The sequence below is a fragment of the Streptomyces sp. NPDC017202 genome (genome assembly GCF_044331705.1).
Classification (GTDB): Bacteria; Actinomycetota; Actinomycetes; order Streptomycetales; family Streptomycetaceae; genus Streptomyces.
The window spans coordinates 562,521-584,968 of the sequence record NZ_JBIRNP010000001.1; the positions used below are offsets into that span (position 1 = coordinate 562,521).

General features: G+C 73.7%; 17 protein-coding genes. 4 read left to right on the forward strand and 13 right to left on the reverse strand.

All coding sequences use genetic code 11. The features are described 5' to 3' along the window. Positions 1-261 precede the first annotated feature (261 nt). Positions 262-1,608, forward strand: coding sequence for an MFS transporter (locus ACH4N1_RS02360; RefSeq protein WP_398093915.1), 1,347 nt, complete (start codon positions 262-264; stop codon positions 1,606-1,608). Between the two features lie 43 nt (positions 1,609-1,651). On the opposite strand, the gene ACH4N1_RS02365 is transcribed toward ACH4N1_RS02360, so the two are convergent. From ACH4N1_RS02365 to hrcA, 9 genes are all read right to left on the reverse strand, one after another. Next, positions 1,652-2,641 (reverse strand): adenosine deaminase, encoded by a 990-nt coding sequence (locus ACH4N1_RS02365; RefSeq protein ID WP_398093916.1) that lies wholly within the window; start codon positions 2,639-2,641, stop codon positions 1,652-1,654. 20 nt (positions 2,642-2,661) lie between these two features. Continuing rightward, on the reverse strand, positions 2,662-3,567 hold the full coding sequence (locus tag ACH4N1_RS02370; protein WP_398093917.1) for a ribonuclease Z: 906 nt from the start codon (positions 3,565-3,567) through the stop codon (positions 2,662-2,664). 3 nt (positions 3,568-3,570) lie between these two features. Beyond that, a complete protein-coding gene (locus tag ACH4N1_RS02375; protein ID WP_398093919.1) occupies positions 3,571-3,924 on the reverse strand; it encodes an HIT domain-containing protein in 354 nt (117 codons plus the stop codon). 159 nt (positions 3,925-4,083) lie between these two features. Further along, the gene (locus tag ACH4N1_RS02380; protein WP_398093920.1) at positions 4,084-7,287 is read right to left on the reverse strand and encodes a S41 family peptidase; all 3,204 of its coding nucleotides are present in this window, start codon (positions 7,285-7,287) and stop codon (positions 4,084-4,086) included. A gap of 62 nt (positions 7,288-7,349) precedes the next feature. Continuing rightward, positions 7,350-7,898 carry a hypothetical protein gene (locus ACH4N1_RS02385; protein WP_398093922.1) on the reverse strand — a complete coding sequence of 183 codons (549 nt, stop codon included), beginning with the start codon at positions 7,896-7,898 and terminating at the stop codon, positions 7,350-7,352. Between the two features lie 513 nt (positions 7,899-8,411). After that, a complete protein-coding gene (locus ACH4N1_RS02390) occupies positions 8,412-9,158 on the reverse strand; it encodes a 16S rRNA (uracil(1498)-N(3))-methyltransferase (protein ID WP_398093923.1) in 747 nt (248 codons plus the stop codon). Further along, positions 9,155-10,246: a nitronate monooxygenase gene (locus tag ACH4N1_RS02395; RefSeq protein WP_398093924.1), complete on the reverse strand. Its 1,092-nt coding sequence runs from the start codon at positions 10,244-10,246 to the stop codon at positions 9,155-9,157. The genes ACH4N1_RS02390 and ACH4N1_RS02395 overlap by 4 nt, the downstream gene beginning before the upstream one ends. Before the next feature lie 165 nt (positions 10,247-10,411). Next, positions 10,412-11,545: a molecular chaperone DnaJ gene (gene dnaJ, locus ACH4N1_RS02400; RefSeq protein ID WP_363088194.1), complete on the reverse strand. Its 1,134-nt coding sequence runs from the start codon at positions 11,543-11,545 to the stop codon at positions 10,412-10,414. After that, the gene (gene hrcA / locus ACH4N1_RS02405; protein WP_398093926.1) at positions 11,546-12,562 is read right to left on the reverse strand and encodes a heat-inducible transcriptional repressor HrcA; all 1,017 of its coding nucleotides are present in this window, start codon (positions 12,560-12,562) and stop codon (positions 11,546-11,548) included. A 158-nt stretch (positions 12,563-12,720) separates the two neighbouring features. Between hrcA and ACH4N1_RS02410 the strand changes: the two genes are divergently transcribed. Further along, positions 12,721-13,446: an MBL fold metallo-hydrolase gene (locus ACH4N1_RS02410; protein WP_398093927.1), complete on the forward strand. Its 726-nt coding sequence runs from the start codon at positions 12,721-12,723 to the stop codon at positions 13,444-13,446. Between the two features lie 31 nt (positions 13,447-13,477). Next, positions 13,478-14,299, forward strand: a complete 822-nt coding sequence (locus tag ACH4N1_RS02415; protein ID WP_398093928.1) for a DUF3097 domain-containing protein — start codon at positions 13,478-13,480, stop codon at positions 14,297-14,299. Between the two features lie 45 nt (positions 14,300-14,344). Here ACH4N1_RS02415 and hemW read toward each other — a convergent pair whose 3' ends face one another. The 4 genes from hemW to lepA form a co-directional block, all read right to left on the reverse strand. Continuing rightward, positions 14,345-15,577, reverse strand: a complete 1,233-nt coding sequence (gene hemW / locus ACH4N1_RS02420; protein WP_398093929.1) for a radical SAM family heme chaperone HemW — start codon at positions 15,575-15,577, stop codon at positions 14,345-14,347. A 98-nt stretch (positions 15,578-15,675) separates the two neighbouring features. After that, on the reverse strand, positions 15,676-17,577 hold the full coding sequence (locus ACH4N1_RS02425) for a SpoIIE family protein phosphatase (protein WP_398093931.1): 1,902 nt from the start codon (positions 17,575-17,577) through the stop codon (positions 15,676-15,678). Between the two features lie 283 nt (positions 17,578-17,860). Then, positions 17,861-19,735, reverse strand: a complete 1,875-nt coding sequence (locus tag ACH4N1_RS02430; protein WP_398093933.1) for an AMP-dependent synthetase/ligase — start codon at positions 19,733-19,735, stop codon at positions 17,861-17,863. A 240-nt stretch (positions 19,736-19,975) separates the two neighbouring features. Then, positions 19,976-21,844: a translation elongation factor 4 gene (gene lepA, locus ACH4N1_RS02435; RefSeq protein WP_398093934.1), complete on the reverse strand. Its 1,869-nt coding sequence runs from the start codon at positions 21,842-21,844 to the stop codon at positions 19,976-19,978. Between the two features lie 220 nt (positions 21,845-22,064). On the opposite strand from lepA, the gene rpsT reads away from it, so the two are divergent. Further along, positions 22,065-22,331 carry a 30S ribosomal protein S20 gene (rpsT, locus tag ACH4N1_RS02440; RefSeq protein ID WP_363088202.1) on the forward strand — a complete coding sequence of 89 codons (267 nt, stop codon included), beginning with the start codon at positions 22,065-22,067 and terminating at the stop codon, positions 22,329-22,331. Positions 22,332-22,448: the final 117 nt, after the last annotated feature.

Consider the following 22,448-nt stretch of genomic DNA (forward strand, 5'->3'; position numbering starts at 1 on the left):
TGGAGGCTAGATACATGGACGGGTGGGCGTCAACGGAGCCGTCGGCGCGCGGGACCCGTCGGGGGCGGTGAGGGCGGACGCTGTTACCCGACGGCTCACCGGCCAAACCGATGGTGACCCACATCACTCTCGCCCCGCTTCTGCTCGCAACTGCGTGCTTGATACAAATTGGCCGCGCGTTCCCGTCCCTCGACGGTCGTCGCTCCTCCTCTTCTTGAGCCGCTCCTCCCGAGCCGCTCCTTCGCCTGCCCTGGAACGCCCGTGTTCGCGCCCCGCACCACTCCCTGGCCCCTCGTCGCCCTTTTCACGGCCGGGTACCTCGCTCCCTACCTGCTGCCGACCGTCGTGGGACGGCTGGACTCGGGGCTCGCCCTGTCGGCCACCCAGGCCGGGGCCGTCGGCAGCGCGCTGCTGCTGAGTTCGGCCTCGGCCGGGTTCGCGCTGGCCTCGCGCGTCGAGCGGATCGGGGCCCGCACCCTGGCCCGCGTCGGCCTGGTGCTGGCCGTCGTCGGGTACGGCGGGGCCGCTCTCGCCGGGAGCGTGCCGGCGGTCGTCGCGGGCGCGGTGCTGGGCGGATTCGGGTCCGGTACGGCCACGACGGTCGCCGCCACCCGGATCGCCGCCGAGCCCGACCCGCACCGCGCCTCCACGCTCGGCCTGCTCGGGGTGTCCGCGCTCGCGGGCGCCGTCTACCTGACGGTGCCGCACCTGGGGCCCGGACACGGGCAGCCGCTGGCCGCGATCGCCCTGACCGCCGTCGCCGTGTGGCCGCTGACCGGGCGGCTTCCGGGGCGGGCGGCCCCTGCTCCGGCCCGACCCGAGGGCGGTTCCGCGCGGCTGCCGCACCTGCGGTCCGGGCTGTTGCTGGCGGCGGCCATGCCGTGCTGGTCGCTGGTGCAGAACTCCCTGTGGGGGGTCAGCGGGCGCATCGGCCTGACGCAGGCGGGGCTCGGCGAGGCCGGCGTCGGGGTCGTCTTCGCCGTGGCGCTCGGCGCCGGGCTGCTGGGGGTGCTGGGCGCGGGGGCGCTGGGCGCGCGGCTGGGCCGGGCGCTGCCCATCGGCGGGGGGACCGTGCTGATCGCCGGGTGCGTCGTGGTCAGCGCGTCGGCGACCGGTCCGGGGAGTTTCGCGGCGGGCGAGATCGCCTGGAACGTCCTCTACCCGGTCGTGCTGTCGTACCTGATCGGGCTGGCCGCCTCGCTCGACCCGCGCGGGCGCTGGGCGGTGCTGGTCGGCTCGGCGTCCTCGCTGGGGACGGCGGCGGGGCCGCTGACCGGGAGCCTGCTGTCGGCGCGGGCCGGCTTCCCGGTGATGGGGCTGGTGCTGGGCGCCGGGCTGCTGGTGGTGGCGGTGCCGATGACCGTCGTCGCGCTGCACGCGGGCGGACGTCCGCTGCTTCCGGGTGCGGTCCGGCGGCGCGGCGGAACCCCGGCGGCGGTCCTCGCCGCGTCCACCGGCACGCCCAGCGGTGCGGTGCCGCGGGTGGGCGCGGTGGAGCAGGAGGTCGTGGAGATCGCGGTGGAGGTCCCGGCGGGCGTGTCCGTCCAGGGGGCCTACGACACCGCCGGCCCCCGGCGGGCGGGGGCCGCGCCGGGGGCCGGACGGTAGGTCTCCCGGCCGGGCGTCCCGGCGGCACCGGTGACCGGTCCGCTCAGAACCGGTAGGCGTCGACCTCGGCCAGGTAGCGGGCGCGTCGCTCCTCGTCGTCCTCCAGGAAGGAGGCGAGGAAGGAGTTGCGGGCCAGTTCGCGCAGCCGCTCCTCGTCCAGGCCCAGCTCCGACCGCACGGCGTCGAAGGTGTCGCCCGCGTAGCCTCCGAAGTAGGCCGGGTCGTCGGAGTTGAGCGTGCAGAGCAGTCCGGCGTCGAGCATGGCGGGCAGCGGGTGGTCGGCAAGGACGTCGACCGTCCGCAGCCGGACGTTGGACAGCGGGCACAGCGTCAGCGGGATCCGCTCCCGCACCAGCCGCTCCACCAGCGCCGGGTCCTCCATGCAGCGCAGGCCGTGGTCGACGCGCTCGATCCCGAGGACGTCGAGGGCCTCGGTGATGTACTCCGGCGGCCCCTCCTCACCGGCGTGCGCCACCCGCCGCAGACCGAGGGCGGCGGCGGCCTCGTAGACCTCGCGGAACTTGACGGGCGGATGCCCGACCTCCGCCGAGTCCAGCCCGACGCCGGTGATCCGGTCGAGGTACGGCTTCGCGGCGTCGAGGGTCTCCAGCGCCGACTCGGCGGACTCGTCGCGCAGGAAGCACATGATCAGCCGGGTGGAGACGCCGTGGTTCGCCTCGCCGGCGCCGAGCGCCCGCCACAGCCCCTCGACGACCGTGCCCATCCCGACGCCCCGGGCGAGGTGGGCCTGCGGGTCGAAGAAGATCTCCGCGTGCCGTACGCCCTGGGCGGCGGCACGGGCGAGGTAGGCGTTCGCCAGGTCCTCGAAGTCCCGCTCGGTGCGCAGGACCGCCATCAGTTCGTAGTACAGGTTCAGGAAGGACTGGAGGTCCTCGAAGCGGTACGCCTCGCGGAGCGCCTCGGTGTCGGCGTACGGCAGGGCGACACCGTTGCGGGCGGCCAGCTCGAAGGCCAGCTCTGGCTCCAGGGTGCCTTCGATGTGCAGGTGCAGTTCAGCTTTGGGGAGGGGCATCAAAGCATCGTACGGGCGTTTTACCGGCGTTTCGGAACCGGCACCCGCAGCAGGTCGTACGCCACCGTCAGCTCCCCCGCGAACCCGGCCGCCCGTGCCTGCCGCTCGAACTCGGCGGGTTCCCCGTAGCGCTGGCTGAAGTGGGTGAGCACGAGGTGCCGGACACCGGCGTCCCGCGCGACCCGGCCGGCCTGACCGGCGGTCAGATGGCCGTGCTCGTCGGCGAGCCGCTCGTCCTCGTCGAGGAACGTCGACTCGATGACCAGCAGGTCGCAGCCCTCGGCCAGCTCCCCCACGCCGTCGCACAGGCGGGTGTCCATGACGAACGCGAAGCGCTGTCCGCGCCGCACCTCGCTGACCTCCTCCAGCGACACCCCGCCGACCGAGCCCTCCCGCTGGATGCGGCCGACGTCGGGTCCCCGCAGGCCGTGCGCCGCGAGCCGGTCGGGCAGCATCCGGCGGCCGTCGGGCTCGACCAGGCGGTAGCCGTAGGACTCGACCGGGTGGGAGAGCCTGCGGGCCTGAAGCGTGTACGACGCGGTGACGGCGAGGGGCCCGTCGCCGTCGACCGGGACCTCGGTGACGCCGACGGTCTCGCGGTAGGCGGTGGCGTACCGGAGCCGGTCGAAGAAGTGCTGCCCGGACCGCGGGAAGTGGGCGATCACCGGGTGCGGGACCCGGTCGAGGTTGACGCGCTGGATCACCCCGGCGACGCCGAGGCAGTGGTCGCCGTGGAAGTGGGTGACGCAGATCCGGTGCAGGTCGTGCGCGGCGACCCCGGCCCGCAGCATCTGGCGCTGGGTGCCCTCGCCGGGATCGAAGAGGATGCCCTCGCCGTCCCAGCGCAGGAGGTAGCCGTTGTGGTTGCGGTGCCGGGTCGGGACCTGGCTGGCGGTGCCCAGGACCACCAGTTCACGTACGGACACGGCTCAGCCGGGGGGCCACTGCAGGCCACGGCCGCCGAGGACGTGCGCGTGGGCGTGCCAGACGGTCTGGCCGGCGCCGCTGCCGGTGTTGAAGACGATGCGGTAGCTCTCCAGCTTCTCCTGGTCGGCGACCGCCCGCGTCTCGCGCAGGACGTCCGCGGCGAGCTGCGGCGCCTCGGCGGCGAGAGCGGCGGCGTCCACGTGGTGCGCCTTGGGGATCACCAGGACGTGCGTGGGCGCCTGGGGGTTTATGTCCCGGAAGGCGATGGTCGTCGCCGTCTCCCGGACGATCGTCGCAGGGATCGTCCCCGCCACGATCTTGCAGAACAGACAGTCGTCCTGCGGCTCGCCTGGCACAGGGGCCTCCTCACGCCGGTTCGATCAGTACGCAGGCATGGTAGCGAGCGCCGGGCCGATCCGGCCCGTCCGGGGGCGCCCCCTCCGGGGGAGTCCGAGGACGGGGCCGTTCGGGCCGGGAGCGGGGGCAGTGCCCCGCGGGCCCCCGATTTCGGCGGCCTACAGCTCCGGCAGCGGCGGAGCCGTCTTCGCCGGCGTCTCCTCCAGTGCGAGCAGCGCCAGCCGGACCGCCTCCTCCAGCTGCGCGTCCCGGCCCGCCACGTGGTCCTGGGGGCGCGTCACCACCTCCACGTCCGGGTCGACGCCGCGGTTCTCCACGCCCCAGCCGTAACCCTCCAGCCAGATCGCGTACTTGGGCTGGGTGACCAGCGTCCCGTCGACCAGCCGGTACCGGCTGTCGATGCCGATCGTGCCGCCCCAGGTGCGGGTCCCGACCACCGGCCCGATGCCCAGCGCCTTGACCGCCGCGTTGACGATGTCCCCGTCGGAGCCGGAGAACTCGTCGGCGACCGCGACGACCGGACCGCGCGGCGCGTCCTCCGGATAGCTGTACGGCCGCATCCCGCGCGGCACGTCCCAGCCGACGATCCGCCGCGCCAGCTTCTCCACGACGAGCTGGGAGGTGTGCCCGCCCCGGTTCTCGCGGACGTCCACGACGAGACCCTCGCGGGCCACCTCCACCCGCAGGTCGCGGTGGATCTGGGCCCAGCCGGGGGCCTGCATGTCGGGCACGTGGAGGTAGCCGAGCCGGCCGCCGGACCTCTCGTGCACGTACGCCCGCCGGTCCGCGACCCAGGCGTGGTAGCGCAGCGGCCCCTCGTCGTCGACGGGGACGACGACGGCGTGCCGGGGTTCGCCCCCGCCGGCCGGCGACACGGTCAGCTCGACGGCCCGGCCCGCCGTGCCGACGAGGAGCGGTCCGGGTCCGGTGACCGGGTCCACGGGGTGCCCGGCGACGGCGAGGATCGCGTCGCCCGCGCGCACCGCGACGCCGGGCGCGGCGAGCGGGGAGCGGGCGTCGGGATCGGAGGTCTCCGACGGCAGGATCCGGTCGATGCGCCAACCGCCGTCGTCGTGACGGGAGATGTCGGCGCCGAGCAGACCCTGGCGGGCGCCGCCGCCGTGGCCGCGGGGGACGACGTAGGCGTGCGAGGTGCCGAGTTCGCCGTGCACCTCCCACAGGACGTCGACGAGGTCGTCGCGGGTGGCGACCCGGTCGAGGAGCGGCCGGTAGCGGTCGAGGACGCCGTCCCAGTCGATTCCGCCGAGGTCGGGCAGCCAGAAGTTGTCCCGCATGAGGCGGCCGGTCTCGTCGTACATCTGGCGCCACTCGGCGGCCGGGTCGACGGTCTGGCGGACCCGGCCGAGGTCGACGGTGAGGTTGGTGTCGCTGTCCTCGTCGCCGGAGGCGCGCCGGTCGCCGGGGACGACCCTGAGCTTGCCGTCGGACCGCAGCAGCAGCCGCTTGCCGTCGCCGCTGACCTCGAAGGAGTCGGCGTCGGGGGCGAGGTGTTCGAGACGCTGCTGGACGAGGTCGTAGCGCTCCAGCTCGGTGCCGGGACCGGGGTCGTCGGGGGTGGCGCGGGAGGCGCCGAGGACACCGCGCACGGGGTGCCGCAGCCACAGCACGCCGTCCTTGGCGGCGCGCAGCCCCGAGTAGCGGCCGGCCTCGACGGGGAAGGGCACGATCCGGTCGGCGAGGCCCTCCAGGTCGATCCGGGTGGCCGGGGTGCCCTGGCTGTCGGGGGTCTCGTCCTTGTCGGGGGCCTCGAAGGGGCGGCCGTGCCGCTGCGGGCCGAACGGCGAGGGGGTGGTCGCGGCCAGCGGGATGAGGTAGGGGCGGGCTCCCTCGATGAAGGAGAGGTCGAAGGCGTGCTCGTCGTAGACCGGGTCGAAGGCGCGCGTCGACAGGAACGCGAGGTGCTTGCCGTCGAGGGTGAAGGCGGGCGCGTAGTCGTGGAAGCGCAGTGGGGTCGCCTCGGTGACCGACAGGTCCGCGGTGTTGGCGAGCTTGATCCCGCTGAGCGGGCGCGGGCCGGGGTGTGACCAGGCCAGCCAGGCCGAGTCGGGTGAGAAGACGAGGCCGCCGACGTCGCCGTCCTCGCTGCGGTCGACCTCGCGGACCTCGCCGGTCTCCCGCTCGACGAGCAGCAGCCGTCCGTCGTGCGCGGCGACGGCGGCCCGGCTGCCGTCGGGGGCCATGGCCAGTCCCACCACCCGGCCGAGGCGTCCGGCGGCCAGCCGGCGCGGGCCGGCGCCCGGTGCCGGGCCGGTGGCGGGGGCGAACTCCAGGGCGTCCTCGCCCTCGGCGTCGGTCACCCACACCACCCATTCCTCCCCCTCCGTGCGGAAGGTGCGCGGCAGCCGGGCCCGCACGCCGGGTTCGGCGGCCAGGGCGCGGGCGGGGCCGTGGCGGTGGGTGACCCAGTGGACGGCGCCGCGCACCTCGACGGCGCTGCCGCGCGCGGTGTGGTCGGGGGTGGCGGAGCCCAGCCAGCGGGCGGCGGACACCGGGTGCGGCCGCCGGTCGGTGCGCTGCCCGCCGAGGCGGACGTCGAGGCGGCGCGGCTCGGCGCCGTCGAGGTCGTCCAGGACCCACAGTTCACCGGCGGAGCAGTACACGACGCGGTGGCCGTCCCCGGCCGCGTGCCGGGCGTAGAACGTGTCGAGGGGTGTGTGGCGCCTCAGGTCGGAGCCGTCGGCGAGGGAGGAGTACAGCGCGCCGGTGCCCTCGTGGTCGGAGAGGAAGGCGATGCGGTCGCCGGCCCACACCGGGTACTCGATGTTGCCGTCGAGGTCCTCGTGCAGCCGCGTGAACTCGCCGTCGCCGTCCCGGTCGATCCACAGCTTGCCGGCCGTGCCGCCCCGGTAGCGCTTCCAGTGGGCGGCCTCGCGCCCCATGGACGCGGACACCAGCACGGTGTGCGGGCCGAAGGCGACCCCGCCGACGGGCCCGTACGGCAGGGTGGTGGCCGGTCCGCCGTCGAGCGGGACCGCGCGGGCCCAACTGCGGCGCCCGCTCGCCTGGTCGTGGGTGCTCAGGACGAGCACCCGGCCGTCGGGGGTCCAGCCGCGCACCCTGGTCTGGGGGCTGCCCCAGTACGTGAGCCGGGTGGCGGGGCCGCCGTCGACCGGGGCGACGTGCACCTCGGGGGCGCCGTCGCGGGTGGAGGTCCAGGCGACGGTGGTGCCGTCGGGTGAGACGCGGGGCAGGGTGACCGGCGTGTTGTCGGCGCTGACCCGCCAGGCGCGCCCGCCGCCGAGGGGCGCGAGCCACACGTCGTCCTCGGCGGTGAAGGCCACCAACTCGCCCTGCAAGTGCGGGAATCGGAAGTACGCGGCAGGCGTCACGGGCTGTGTCACCCGATCACTCTAGGCAAGGGCGGCGGTGACCGACAGGGGTTCTTGCCGGTTGGCCGCCCGGGTCACTTGGTGCCGGCGGACCCGCAGCGCGTGTCGTCCCCGCACCAGACCGTCCGGGTGACGGTCACGGTGACCGTGGGCCGCCCGGGTTCGGCGGGCCGCGCGGAGCGGGGCGGGGTGAGCGGTGAAGGGGTGGCGGACCCGCAGTCGCCCAGCCCGCTCACCTGGAACAGCTGCTTGTCGCCGACGTCCGCGCGGAGGTCGCCGCGCACGCAGGAGCCGTCGACGGCACGCGTGACGTGGCCGGTGACGGCGATGTCCCGCCCGTTGCCGGTCTCCCCCTCGCAGTCGACGGAGGCGACGGTCTCCCGGCCCCCGGAGGCGCCGCCGTCGCCGTAGTCGGCGGTGCAGGTCAGCCACCGCACGTCGACGTCCCGGCGCTCGATCTCGGCCGTCGCCGCCTCGTCGGTGGTGTACGCGACGGCCGCCGAGCCGATCCCGCCGGGTTCGCACGCCACCGCGCCGGCCACGGCCAGGACCGCCAGCCCCGCCACCGCCGCCGCACGTGTCCCGCGCGCCCGGCCCCGCGTCCTTCTCCTCCATGCCCCCATGGAGGGCAGCCTGCCACCGCCGGCGGGGACGCGGTAGAGCACTTACCGCCATGCGCCGCACCGCCGCCGCCGCCGTCCACGGTGACCGCATGCGCGACCGCCGCCGCCCGAGGAAACCGATCGTCGACGACACGACCGCCTGCCTGTGGACGGTCCGCCACCGGCACCGGGACGGCCGGGGCTGCGAGGACGTCCTCACCCCGATCCGGGACGGCGCGCGCACCAGGATCGTCTTCCGTGAGGGCGAGGGCCGTTACGTCGGCGGCGGCGCGTACCCGCACGCGGGCGGCGTCGGCGACCGCGCCCACCATCTCGGCCTGCACAGGCCCGGCACGGTGCGCGCGCTCGTCGACGAGGCCGTCCGCCGCCGACTGCTGCCGCACGAGGGGGAACGGGAGCGGGAGTCGGACGGCTGGATCCCGTTCGACGCCCTCAGCCGCGCGACGGCCATGACCGAAGCCCCACCGGACCGACCCGGTTCTCGGAGGCGGACGGGTGAGGGCCGGCGGCCGGTCAGGACCAGCGGCCGGTCCGGCCCAGGAGCAGGGCGGCGGCGGCCGTCCCGGCGGTCGAGGTCCGCAGCACGCTGCGCCCCAGCCGGTACGCCCTGGCACCGGCCTCCTCGAAGAGCGCCAGCTCGTCCGGGGAGACGCCCCCTTCGGGTCCGACGACGAGCACGATCTCCCCGTCCGCGGGAAGTACCGCGGTCGCCAGCGGCTCGCTGCCGTAGTCGCGGTCCTCGTGGAGCACGGCCGCGAAGTCGGCCCGGGCCAGCAGTGCCGCCACCTGCCGGGTGGTCGCGGCGTCGGCGACCTCGGGGAAGCGGACCCGGCGGGACTGCTTGCCGGCCTCGCGGGCGGTCGCCCGCCACTTGGCGAGCGCCTTCAGCCCGCGGTCGCCCTTCCACTGGGTGATGCAGCGGGACGCGGACCAGGGCACGATCGCGTCGACGCCGGTCTCGGTCATCGTCTCGACGGCCAGTTCGCCCCGGTCGCCCTTGGGCAGCGCCTGGACGACGGTGATCCGCGGCGCCTCGGCGGGCTCCTCCGCCACCTGGGTCAGATCGACGACGAGCCGGTCCTTGCCCTCGGCGGCGACGACCTCGCCCCGCGCCCAGCGGCCGGTGCCGTCGGTGAGGACGACCTCCTCACCGGCCCGCAGCCGCTTCACGGAGACGGCGTGCCGTCCCTCGGGCCCGTCCAGTACGAACTCGGCGGGACCGCCCGGCAGTTCCTCGACGACGAAGACGGGGGCGGTCATCGCGCACCGCCCGCGCCGGCCGCGCCGCCGTCCGACAACGCCGTCCTCGCCGCGTCGAGTTCGGCCGTCAGCACCTCCACCAGTCGACCGGCGGGCAGGGGGCGGGCCAGCCGGTGTCCCTGGCCGGCCCACAGCGCCATGCCCTGCGCGTCGCCCGCCTTCGCGGCGGCCTTGCGCAGCGGCGAGGTGAGGTGGTGGACCTCGGGGTAGGCGGCGGGCGCGTACGGGCCGTGCTCGCGCAGGAAGCGGTTGACGAGAGCGCGGGCCGGGCGTCCGGAGAAGGCGCGGGTCAGTTCCGTGCGCACGAAGAGCGGGTCGGTGAGCGCCTCCTTGTGCACGGCGGCCGCGCCGGACTCGGGCGTCGCGAGGAAGGCGGTGCCGAGCTGGGCGGCGCTCGCCCCGGCGGCGAGGACGGCGGCGATCTGGCTGCCCCGCATGAGGCCGCCCGCGGCGATCAGCGGCAGGCCGACGGCCTCCCGGACCTGGGCGACCAGCGACAGCAGGCCGATCCCGGAGCCGTCGTTCTCGGGGATGTCGCGGTGGGTGCCCTGGTGTCCGCCGGCCTCCACGCCCTGCACGATCACCGCGTCCGCGCCGGCCCGCTCGACCGCGAGGGCCTCCTCCACGGTGGTCGCGGTGACCAGGGTGAGCGTGCCCGCCCGGCGCAGCGCGGCCAGCGCGTCCGGATCGGGGACGCCGAAGTGGAACGAGGCCACCGGCACCGGGTTGTCCAGCAGGACCGCCAGCTTGGCGTCGTGGCCGTCGTCGCGGCCGCTGTCCGGATCACCCAGCTCGGTCCCGTACCAGGCGGCCTCACCGGCCAGCTGGTGGGCGTAGACCTCGATGGCGCCGGTCTCGGCGTGTTCGGGGTGCGGCATGAAGAGGTTCACGCCGAAGGGCCGGGAGGTGAGGCTCCGCAGCTGCTTGATCTCCTGGTACATGCCGTCGGCGGTCTTGTACCCGGCGGCCAGGAAGCCCAGCCCGCCGGCCTCGGACACGGCGGCGGCGAGCCGCGGGAGGGAGACGCCGCCCGCCATGGGGGCCTGCACGATCGGGAGAGGGAAGAGATCGGTCAGTGCGGAGGACATGACGGCATGTTGTCACGTCGCCCGGACAAGTCCGAACCCAGCCCGTCCGGCATCCGGGGAGGGGCGGTCCGGGCCGAGATCGGGGGTCCGGGGGCGCGGCCCCCGGAGGGACGGGACGGGGAAGGGGCGGCGGGGCGAGGAGGCCCCACCGCCCGCCCGCCATCGTCAGCGTCCGTTGAACGCGTCCTTCAGCCGGGAGAACAGGCCCTGCTGACCGGGCTGGAACTGCCCGAGGGGCCGCTCCTCCCCGCGCAGCTTCGCCAGTTCCCGCAGCAGCCGCTCCTGCTCGGGGTCCAGCTTGTTGGGGGTCTGCACCTCGACGTGCACGATGAGGTCACCGCGTCCGCCGCCCCGCAGGTGCGTGACGCCGCGCCCGTGCAGCGGGATCGACTGGCCCGACTGCGTGCCGGGCCGGATGTCGACCTCCTCGAGCCCGTCGAGCGTCTCCAGCGGCACCTTGGTGCCCAGGGCCGCCGCGGTCATCGGCAGGGTGACCGTGCAGTGCAGGTCGTCGCCGCGCCGCTGGAACTGCGCGTGCGGCAGCTCGTGGATCTCGACGTACAGGTCGCCGGCGGGACCGCCGCCGGGGCCGACCTCGCCCTCGCCGGCGAGCTGGATGCGGGTGCCGTTGTCGACGCCGGCCGGGATCTTCACGGTCAGCGTGCGACGCGAGCGCACCCGGCCGTCGCCCGCGCACTCCGGGCACGGCGTCGGCACGACGGTGCCGAAGCCCTGGCACTGCGGGCAGGGCCGCGAGGTCATGACCTGGCCGAGGAAGGACCGCGTCACCTGCGACACCTCACCGCGGCCGCGGCACATGTCACAGGTCTGCGCGGTGGTCCCCGGCGCCGCGCCCTCGCCGCTGCAGGTGCCGCAGACGATCGCCGTGTCGACCTGGATGTCCTTGGTCGTGCCGAAGGCCGCCTCGTCGAGGTCGATCTCCAGCCGGATCATCGCGTCCTGGCCCCGGCGGGTGCGCGAGCGCGGTCCGCGCTGCGACGCCGTGCCGAAGAAGGCGTCCATGATGTCGGAGAAGTTGCCGAAGCCACCGGCCCCGAAGCCGCCCGCGCCACCGCCCGCCTGGGACAGCGGGTCGCCGCCGAGGTCGTAGACCTGCTTCTTCTGCGGGTCCGACAGCACCTCGTAGGCGGCGTTGATCTCCTTGAACCGCTCCTGGGTCTTCGGATCGGGGTTGACGTCCGGGTGCAGCTCGCGTGCGAGCCGCCGGAAGGCCTTCTTGATCTCTTCCTGCGACGCGTCGCGGCGCACGCCGAGAACGGCGTAGTAGTCCGTGGCCACTTACGACTCCGCCAGGATCTGTCCGACGTACCGTGCCACTGCGCGTACCGCTCCCATCGTTCCCGGGTAATCCATGCGGGTCGGTCCGACCACGCCGAGCTTGGCGACTGCCTCGCCGCCCGAACCGTAGCCGACCGACACCACCGAAGTGGAGTTGAGTCCCTCGTAGGCGTTCTCGTGACCGATGCGTACGGTCATGCCCGAATCCCCCGCCTCGCCAAGGAGCTTGAGGAGGACGACCTGCTCCTCCAAGGCTTCCAGGACGGGTCGGATCGTGAGGGGAAAGTCATGTCCGAAGCGGGTGAGATTGGCGGTGCCGCCGATCATCAGCCGCTCCTCGTTCTCCTCGACGAGCGTCTCCAGCAGCGTGGAGAGCACCGTCGTGACCGTGCCGCGGTCCTCGAGCTCGAAGGCGTCGGCCAGGTCCTCGACCAGCCGCGGCACGTCGCTGAAGCGGCGGCCCGCGACCCGGCTGTTCAGCCGCGCCCGCAGGTCCGCCAGCGAGGTCTCGCCGAAGGGCGCCGGGCAGTCCACCATCCGCTGCTCGACCCGCCCGGTGTCCGTGATCAGCACCAGCATCAGCCGGGCCGGCGCCAGCGACAGCAGCTCGACGTGCCGCACCGTGGAGCGCGTCAGCGACGGGTACTGCACGACGGCGACCTGCCGGGTGAGCTGCGCGAGCAGCCGTACGGTCCGCGCCACGACGTCGTCGAGGTCGACGGCGCCGTCGAGGAAGTTCTGGATGGCCCGCCGCTCGGGGGCCGTCATCGGCTTGACGCCGGCGAGCTTGTCGACGAACAGCCGGTAGCCCTTGTCGGTGGGGATGCGCCCGGCGCTGGTGTGCGGCTGCGCGATGTACCCCTCGTCCTCCAGGGCCGCCATGTCGTTGCGGACCGTGGCCGGGGAGACGCCGAGGTTGTGCCGCTCGGTGAGCGCCTTGGAACCCACCGGTTCCTCGGTGCCGACGTAGTCCTGGACGATGGCGCGCAGCACTTGGAGCCTGCGTTCACTCAGCATCCGCGCTCACCTCCAGAAGTCGTCCCCGGTCCCCCGGGCGCCCCGCCTGGCACTCTTCACATTCGAGTGCCAGCGTTCCCCGGCCCAGTGTACGGCTGTGGGGTACACCCAGGGCAAGGTCGGTCGCCCCGCCGGGCCGCCGGGTCTAGCGTCGCGGTATGACGGTGACTTGGGAAGAGCTGGGGTGGGAGCGGGTCGCCACCGGGGTCGGCCGGTGCCGGCTGCCCGGCTGGGACTGCACGGTGGGGCTGGTCGTCGGCGAGGGGCGGGCCCTGTTGGTGGACGCGGGGTCGAGTCTCGCCGAGGGCGCCCGGCTGCGGATGCGCGCCGAGGAACTCGCCGGCCGGCGTGTGACGGATCTCGCGCTCACACACCCCCATTTCGACCACGTCCTCGGGGCGGCGGCCTTCGCGGGCGCGGAGGTCTACGCGGCGGTGGGGGCGGACACGGTACCGGCGGACGAACTGCGCGCGGACGCGGTCCGGTGCGGCCTGGACGGGGCCACGGCCGCGGAGGCCGCGGACACCCTGGTACGGCCCCACCACCCGGTCTCCGGCGAGTGGACGCTCGACCTGGGCGGCGGGCGGCAGGTCCTGCTGGCGAACGTCGGTCCGGGCCACACCGCGTACGACCTCGCCGTCCTCGTCCCGGCGGGCCCCGGCTCGCCCGAGGTCGTCTTCTGCGGCGACCTCGTCGAGGAGTCCGGCGAACCGCAGGCCGGGCCCGACGCCGTACCGTCGCACTGGCCGGCCGCCCTCGACCGGCTGCTGGACCTCGGCGGTGAGGACGCGCTGTACGTGCCCGGTCACGGCGCGGTGGTGGACGCGGCGTTCGTCCGGGCCCAGCGGGACGCGCTGGCCGCGCGTTTCGGCGTGTCGCCGTGAGCGCCGCGAGGCTTCTCCTATCGTCATCCGAATGGGCCCCCGTGTGTACTCCGCCGACCTGACCCCGCCGTGGAAGAAGCAGCGGCCCGCCCCCGAGGTCCCCGCGGACCCCGGTCTGGTGGTGGAGGAGCCCGGCACCGGTTTCTGCGGCGCGGTGATCCGCTGCGAGGCGGGCACGGTCACCCTGGAGGACCGCTTCGGCAAGCACCGGGTCTTCCCGCTGGAGCCGCGCGGCTTCCTCCTGGAGGGACGCGTCGTGACGCTGGTCCGCCCGGCCCCGACGGCTCCGGTACGGCCCGCCCGTACCGCCTCCGGTTCGGTCGCCGTGCCCGGCGCCCGCGCCCGGGTGGCCCGCGCCGGCCGCATCTACGTCGAGGGCCGGCACGACGCCGAGCTGGTGGAGAAGGTGTGGGGCGACGACCTGCGCGTCGAGGGCGTGGTCGTGGAGTACCTGGAGGGCGTGGACGACCTGCCGTCGATCGTCGCCGAGTTCGCCCCCGGCCCCGACGCCCGCCTGGGCGTCCTGGTGGACCACCTCGTCCCCGGCACCAAGGAGTGGCGCATCGCCCGGTCCGTGACCAGCGAGCACGCGCTGGTGGTGGGCCACCCCTACATCGACGTCTGGGAGGCGGTGAAGCCGTCGGCGCTGGGCATCGCGGCCTGGCCCCGCGTCCCGCACGGGCAGGACTGGAAGACGGGGGTGTGCCGGGCCCTGGGATGGCCGTCGGAGAACACCGGCGCGGTGTGGCAGGCCGTCCTGAAGCGGGTGGAGTCCTACAAGGACCTGGAGCCGGAGCTGCTGAGAGCGGTCGAGGAACTGATCGACTTCGTCACGGCACCGGCCGAAACCTGACCCGGGGTACGGGACACCGGGGTCGGGGTCCCTCCGTCGAGACCCTCAGTCCACCAGGTCCCGCACCACCGCGTCCGCCAGCAGGCGGCCCCGCAGGGTGAGGACGGCCCGGCCCGCCTCGTAGGGGCCGCCGTCCAGCAGCCCCTCCGCCAGGGCCCGCCGCGACGCCGCCAGCCCCGCCTCCTTCAGCAGGTCCAGCGGAACCCCTTCCCGCAGCCGCAGCTCCAGCAGGATCCGCTCGACCCGGCGGTCCTCCTCCGACAGGACCTCGCGTCCGGCACCCGGTGAACGGCCGCTCGCCAGCGCCGCCGCGTACGCCCCCGGGTGCTTGACGTTCCACCAGCGCACGCCGCCGACGTGGCTGTGGGCTCCCGGACCCGCGCCCCACCAGTCGGCGCCCCGCCAGTACAGCTCGTTGTGCAGGCAGCGGCCCGCCTCGGAGGTGGCCCAGTTGGACACCTCGTACCAGTCGAAGCCCGCCGCGGACATCGTCTCCTCGGCGATCAGGTACCGGTCCGCGTGGACGTCGTCGTCGGTCATCGGAACCTCGCCGCGGCGGATCCGGCGGGCGAGCTGGGTGCCCTCCTCGACGATCAGGGCGTACGCGCTGACGTGATCGGGTCCGGCACCGAGGGCCGCGTCCAGGGAGGCCCGCCAGTCGTCGTCCGACTCGCCGGGGGTGCCGTAGATCAGGTCGAGGTTGACGTGCTCGAAGCCGGCGCCGCGGGCCTCCGCCACGCAGGCCTCGGGGCGGCCGGGCGTGTGGGTGCGGTCGAGGATCCTCAGCACGTGCTGCCGGGCGCTCTGCATGCCGAAGGAGATCCGGTTGAAGCCGCCCTGGCGGAGCGTGGCGAGGTACGCCGGGTCGACCGACTCCGGGTTGGCCTCGGTGGTGACCTCCGCGTCCGCGGCCAGCCCGAACTCCTCGCGGATCGCCGTGAGCATCCGGACCAGGTCGCCGGCCGCGAGCAAGGTGGGCGTGCCGCCGCCGACGAAGACCGTGCGGACCTCGCGCGGGTCGTCGCCGAGGACCTTGCGGGCCAGCCGGATCTCGTCGAGCAGGGTGTCGGCGTAGTTCTCGCGGGAGGCGAGGACACCGCCGGTGCCGCGCAGCTCGGTGGCGGTGTAGGTGTTGAAGTCGCAGTAGCCGCAGCGGCTCGCGCAGTAGGGCACGTGCAGGTAGAACCCGAGGGGGCGGTCGGCGGCCCCGGCGAGCGCGGAGGCGGGCAGTGCGCCGTCGGTGGGGACGGGCTCGCCGTCGGGAAGTGCGGAAGGCATGTCCTCCATTGTCCCGTACGCGGCCCGTGGGTCCCGCGGGTCCGTCGTCCGCCGTCCGTCGTCCGGCTCCTCCGCGGTGCCGCGCCTGCGCCGCCCGGCTACTCGGCCTGGAGCACCAGCAGGGCGAGGTCGTCCTCCGGGGGCCGGCCGCCGAACTCGTGGACCAGGCGGCGGATCCGCTCGGCGATCAGCTCCGCGTCCAGCCCCGCGCAGCCGGACAGGGCGAGGGCGAGGCCGTCACCGTCGTCGAACTGGCGGGAGCCGGAGCGGCGCTCGGTGACGCCGTCGGTGACGCAGAGCAGGGTGTCGCCGGGCCACAGGTCCAGGCTCTCGCTGACGTACGTGGCGTCCTCGACGACGCCCAGGAGGGTCTGCGGCTGCGCGACCGTGGTCACTCCGCCGTCGGGCCCGAGGAGCAGCGGCAGGGGGTGGCCGGCCGAGGCGAGGGTGCAGTGGACGCCGCCGTCGAAGGGCACGAGCTCGCCGTAGAGGAGCGAGAGGAAGCGGGTCTGCGGCCCGTCGCCGGGGCCCGCCGGGCCGACGAAGGCGCGGGCGGCCGCGTCGGCGGCCTCGGTGGCGTCGTCGAGGAGGAGCTGGTTGAGGCGGTCGAGGACGTCGGCGACGCCGTACCCCTCGCGGGCCAGCAGCCGCAGCCAGGGCCGGGCCAGTCCGATGACCACGGCCGCCTCGGGGCCCTTGCCCTGGACGTCGCCGACCGCGAAGCACCAGCGGCCGTCGCCCACCGGGAACAGGTCGTAGAAGTCGCCGCTCGGCCCGCCCTGCTCGCGCGGCTCGTGGACGAGGGCGCTGCGCAGGCCGGGGATCTCGGCGACCGCGCCGGGCAGCAGACCGCGCTGGAGGACGGCGCTGATGGTGGCCTGGCGGGCGTACTGGCGGGCGGCGCCGATGGCGAGGGCCACGCGTCGGCCGAGGTCCTCGACGAGCCCGGTGACCTCGTCGGGGAAGCGCGGCAGCCCGGCCCGTCCGATGACGAGGGTGCCGAGCGGGCGGCCGCCGGCGACCAGGCGGTAGGCGAGGGCGGTGCCGTGCGGGCCGAGCGCGCCACCGGGCCAGGGGTGGGCCGCGGGCCCGGAGAAGGACCCGTCGGGCGGGCGCGGCGGGTCCTTCTCCAGGGCCCGGCGCAGCTCCTCGACGTGGTTCTCGCTGACGTGCCAGACGCGGGTCAGCCGTGCCTGCGGTCCGTCGTCCCAGCCGGCGCGCGGGCCGAGTTCGTCCTCCAGCCGGATCGCGCACCAGTCCGCGAGGCGCGGCACGATCAGCTGGCCGGTGAGCGCGGCGACCAGCTCCTCGTCGAGCTGCCCGGCGAGCAGGTCGGAGGCCTCGGCGAGGAAGGACAGGGCGCCGCGGCCGAGCCAGTCGCGGTCGTGGGCGGCGGACCGGCTCTCGGGGGCGAGCGCCTCGGCGAGGGCGAGGGGGGTGGCGGGCTCGGGGGCGGTGCGGGCCCGGGGTTCGTCGGGGTTCCCGTCGTCGTCCGCCGGGCGGGCCGGGAGCCGCGCCCACACGGTCTTCGCCCCCCGGCGGTACGTCACCCCCCACGCGTCGGCCAGCGTGGCCACCAGGCGCAGGCCGCGGCCGTGCTCGGGGGTGTCGTACGGCGTGTCGGGGCCGCCGTCGCGGGGTGCGCGCGAGGGGTGGCGGTCGGTGACCTCCACGACGACGGCGCAGGTGTCGGGCTGCTCCGGTTCCGCCTCCAGCCGGCACAGCAGGTCGACGTCGGTACCGGCGTGCACGACGGCGTTGGTGACCAGTTCGCTGACGACGAGCACCACTTCCTCGCCGAGCCGTCCCGCCAGCTCCCGGGCGCCGGGCAGGCCACGGCCGGTCCACTCGGCTAACGCGACGCGGACGACGTCACGGGCGGCGCCGGGCGCGAGGGGGCCGCCGGCGAGGGTCACGCGCGTGTGCGGGTGCCCGCCCGCGTGCGCCGGCGCACCACTGGCACGGGACACGGTCTCCCGTTGCGTGGGAATGGCCCCCATGGACGGCTCCCGGGCGATCGACGAATCGGGCCTCGGTCCGCGGGCGGCACACCCCGGCCGATGCCGACAGGGTGACAGACCGGTCGCACTCCTACGCGCTGAGTTACCGAAGTGGGCCGTGATGAGGGAAAACCGGGTTCCGCATGTGTCCGGAAAGGGGCGCTTAGGGGGCGGGATTCGAGCACCCTGCCGTTCGTCCCGGTGGGCCCGTGCCGGGCGCGGCCTCGGCCGGGGGGCGGCGTGTCCGCGGCCGCCCCCGGCCTACGAGGTCCGCTGCCGGCGCCTACGCCTCGCGCGACCCGGCGTACATCTCGTCGATCAGGTGCTTGTACTCGCGCTCGACGACCGGCCGCTTCAGCTTCAGGCTCGGCGTGATCTCGCCGTGCTCCACGTCGAGGTCACGCGGCAGCAGCCGGAACTTCTTGATCGTCTGCCACTTCTGCAGCCCCTGGTTGAGGTGCTTCACGTAGCCGTCGATGAGCGCCACCGTCTCCGGCGCGGCCACGATCTCGGCGTACGACTTGCCGCCCAGGCCGTTCTCCTCGGCCCAGGCGCGCAGGGACACCTCGTCCAGGGCGATCAGGGCCGTGCAGAAGTTCCGGTCGGCGCCGTGCACGAGGATGTTGGAGACGTACGGGCAGACCGCCTTGAACTGTCCCTCGACCTCGGCGGGCGCGATGTACTTGCCGCCGGACGTCTTGATGAGGTCCTTCTTGCGGTCGGTGATCCGCAGGTACCCGTCGGGGGACAGCTCGCCGATGTCGCCGGTGTGGAACCAGCCGTCGGCCTCCAGGACCTCCGCGGTCTTCTCCGGCAGCCCGTGGTAGCCCTCCATGATGCCGGGACCGCGCAGCAGGATCTCGCCGTCGTCGGCGATGCGCACCTCGGTGCCGGGCAGCGGCTTGCCGACCGTGCCGGTGCGGTAGGCCTCGCCGGGGTTCACGAAGGAGGCCGCGGAGGACTCCGTCAGGCCGTACCCCTCGAGGATGTGGATGCCGGCGCCGGAGAAGAAGAAGCCGATGTCCGGCGCGAGGGCGGCGCTGCCGGAGACGCACGCGCGCAGGTTCCCGCCGAACGCCTCGCGGATCTTCGCGTAGACGAGCGCGTCGGCGACCTTGTGCTTGGCGCCGAGCCCGAAGGGCACGGAGGCCGTGCCGGTGCGCCGGAAGTTGTCCTGCGCGACCCTGGCGTACTCGCGGGCGACCTCGGCGGCCCACTGGAAGATCTTGTACTTGGCGGCGCCGCCCGCACGGGCCTTCGCGGCCACCCCGTTGTAGACCTTCTCGAAGATGCGGGGGACGGCCGCCATGTACGTCGGCCGCACGACCGGCAGGTTCTCGATGATCTTGTCGACGCGGCCGTCCACGGCGGTGACGTGCCCGGCCTCGATCTGGCCGGAGGTCAGCACCTTGCCGAACACGTGGGCGAGCGGCAGCCACAGGTACTGCACGTCGTCGGGGCCGACCAGGCCGGTCGCGGCGATCGCCTTCGCCATGTACGACCAGTTGTCGTGCGGGAGCCGCACGCCCTTGGGGCGGCCCGTGGTGCCCGACGTGTAGATGACGGTGGCGAGCTGCTCCCTGGTGATCGCGCCGACCCGCTCCTTGATCAGCTGCGGGTCCTGCTCCAGGCGGGCGGCGCCGCGCTTCTCCAGCTCGTCGAGCGTGAGGATCCAGTCGGCGGTCTCCACCCCGGCCGGGTCGATCACCACCACATGGGTCAACTCGGGCAGCTCCTGGCGCTTCTCCACCGCCTTGGCGACCTGGGCCGCGTCCTCCGCGATCAGCACCCGGCTGCCGGAGTCGGAGAGGATGAACGCCGACTCCTCGGCGTTGGTCTGCGGGTAGATGGTGGTCGTCGCCGCGCCCGCGCACATGATGCCGAGGTCGGCGAGGATCCACTCGATCCGGGTGGAGGAGGCCAGCGCCACCAGCTGCTCGGGCTGCACGCCCAGTTCGATCAGGCCGGCCGCGATGGCGTGGACCCGCTCGGCGGCCTGCGCCCAGCTCAGCGACTTCCATTCGTCCGGGCCCTCGCCCGCCGGCGCCGGCACGGGGTAGCGGTAGGCCTCCGCGTCCGGCGTGGCGGCCACCCGCTCCAGGAAGAGGCCCGCGACGGACGGCGGACGGTTCTCGATCAGTGTCTGTGTGTCGCTCACGACATCCTCCGGGACCCGCGACGGTGCGGCTGGCTCGGTGCGGCTGTTGACAATGCGGCCGACTCGGTGCGGCTGTTGTTTAACTCGCGAGTAACTATCGAGCAGGGATCAGAGTAGAGGGCGACTGGCCTGCACGTAAGGGGCCACGGACTGTCACTTTTTACACAACGGCGACCCGGTGACGCGGCGGGGCCCGCCGCGCTGCAGCGCGACGGGCCCCGGAACCGGCGTGTCGGCGGGCTACTTCTTGCCCTTGCCCGAACCCGCGTTCTCGTCGCTGCTCAGGACGGCGATGAAGGCGTCCTGCGGAACCTCCACGGAACCCACCATCTTCATCCGCTTCTTGCCCTCCTTCTGCTTCTCCAGCAGCTTGCGCTTGCGGGAGATGTCGCCGCCGTAGCACTTGGCGAGGACGTCCTTGCGGATGGCGCGGATGGTCTCGCGGGCGATGACCCGCGAGCCGACGGCGGCCTGGATGGGCACCTCGAAGGCCTGCCGCGGGATCAGCTCGCGCAGCTTGGCGACGAGCCGCACACCGTAGGCGTACGCGGCGTCCTTGTGGGTGATCGCCGAGAAGGCGTCGACCTTGTCGCCGTGCAGCAGGATGTCGACCTTGACCAGGCTGGAGGTCTGCTCGCCGGTGGGCTCGTAGTCCAGCGACGCGTAGCCGCGCGTCTTCGACTTCAGCTGGTCGAAGAAGTCGAAGACGATCTCCGCGAGGGGCAGCGTGTAGCGGATCTCGACCCGGTCCTCGGAGAGGTAGTCCATGCCGAGCAGGGTGCCGCGCCGGGTCTGGCACAGCTCCATGATCGAGCCGATGAACTCGGTCGGCGCCAGGACGGTGGCGCGCACGACCGGCTCGTACACCTCGCTGATCTTGCCCTCGGGGAACTCGCTCGGGTTGGTGACGGTGTGCTCGGTGCCGTCCTCCATGACCACGCGGTACACCACGTTCGGCGCGGTGGCGATGAGGTCGAGACCGAACTCGCGCTCCAGCCGCTCCCGGATCACGTCGAGGTGCAGCAGCCCCAGGAAGCCCACGCGGAAACCGAAGCCGAGGGCGGCGGAGGTCTCCGGCTCGTAGACCAGCGCGGCGTCGTTGAGCTGGAGCTTGTCCAGGGCGTCGCGCAGCTCCGGGTAGTCGGAGCCGTCCAGCGGGTACAGGCCCGAGAAGACCATCGGCTTGGGGTCCTTGTAGCCGCCGAGCGCCTCGGTCGCGCCCTTCTGCTGGCTGGTGATGGTGTCACCGACCTTGGACTGGCGGACGTCCTTCACCCCGGTGATCAGATAGCCCACCTCGCCGACGCCGAGGCCGTCGGCCGCCAGCATCTCGGGCGAGTTGGTGCCGATCTCCAGCAGTTCGTGCGTGGCGTTCGTGGACATCATCCGGATCCGCTCACGCTTGTTGAGCTGCCCGTCGATGACACGGACGTACGTGACCACACCCCGGTAGGAGTCGTACACCGAGTCGAAGATCATCGCGCGGGCGGGCGCGTCCTTGACCCCGACCGGCGCCGGGACCTCCCGCACGACCTTGTCGAGCAGCGCGTCGACGCCGACACCGGTCTTGGCGGAGACCCGCAGCACGTCGTCCGGATCGCACCCCACGAGGTTCGCCAGCTCCTCGGCGAACTTCTCCGGCTGCGCGGCCGGCAGGTCGATCTTGTTGAGCACGGGGATGATCGCGAGGTCGTTCTCCATCGCCAGGTAGAGGTTGGCGAGGGTCTGGGCCTCGATGCCCTGGGCGGCGTCCACGAGGAGGATGGTGCCCTCGCACGCGGCGAGCGACCGCGAGACCTCATAGGTGAAGTCGACGTGCCCCGGGGTGTCGATCATGTTGAGGATGTGCGTGTTTCCGGGGTCCTGGGTCGGAGCCCACGGCAGACGCACCGCCTGGGACTTGATCGTGATTCCGCGCTCACGCTCGATGTCCATACGGTCGAGGTACTGAGCACGCATCTGCCGCTGCTCGACCACACCGGTCAGCTGGAGCATCCGGTCGGCGAGGGTGGACTTGCCGTGGTCGATGTGCGCGATGATGCAGAAGTTGCGGATCAGTGCCGGGTCGGTACGGCTCGGCTCGGGCACATTGTTAGGGGTCGCGGGCACGCAGGGTCCTGTCTCTTGAGGCGCCTTATGCCTCGGGTCGGATCGATACGTAGGTTCCATGGTCCCACGCGCGGCGACCGGGGACCGGTTTGGGCCGCTCTCGGACCCGCTGGTAGTCTGGGTGGCTGTGTCTCATGCCCTCTCAGCGCGAGGCACACTCAAGAAATCACCTGGTGCGGGACCCGAGCGGCCCCGTGCCTGAACCTGCAAAGGCTCTTTCGTGGCGAACATCAAGTCCCAGATCAAGCGGATCAAGACCAACGAGAAGGCTCGGCTGCGCAACAAGGCCGTCAAGTCCTCCCTGAAGACCGCGATCCGCAAGGCCCGCGAGGCCGCTGCCGCGGGTGACGTCGAGAAGGCCACCGAGCTGCAGCGCGCTGCAGCGCGTCAGCTCGACAAGGCCGTCTCCAAGGGCGTCATCCACAAGAACCAGGCCGCCAACAAGAAGTCGGCGCTCGCTTCGAAGGTCGCGACCCTCAAGGGCTGAACTCCCTTCTTGATCTGATCGCCGGGGAGACCCAGAGCGGGCCCTCTCTCATCCGCTCCCGACCGGCACCCACGGATCTACGCGCGGCCTGCGTTCGCCACGCGGGCGTGGATCCAG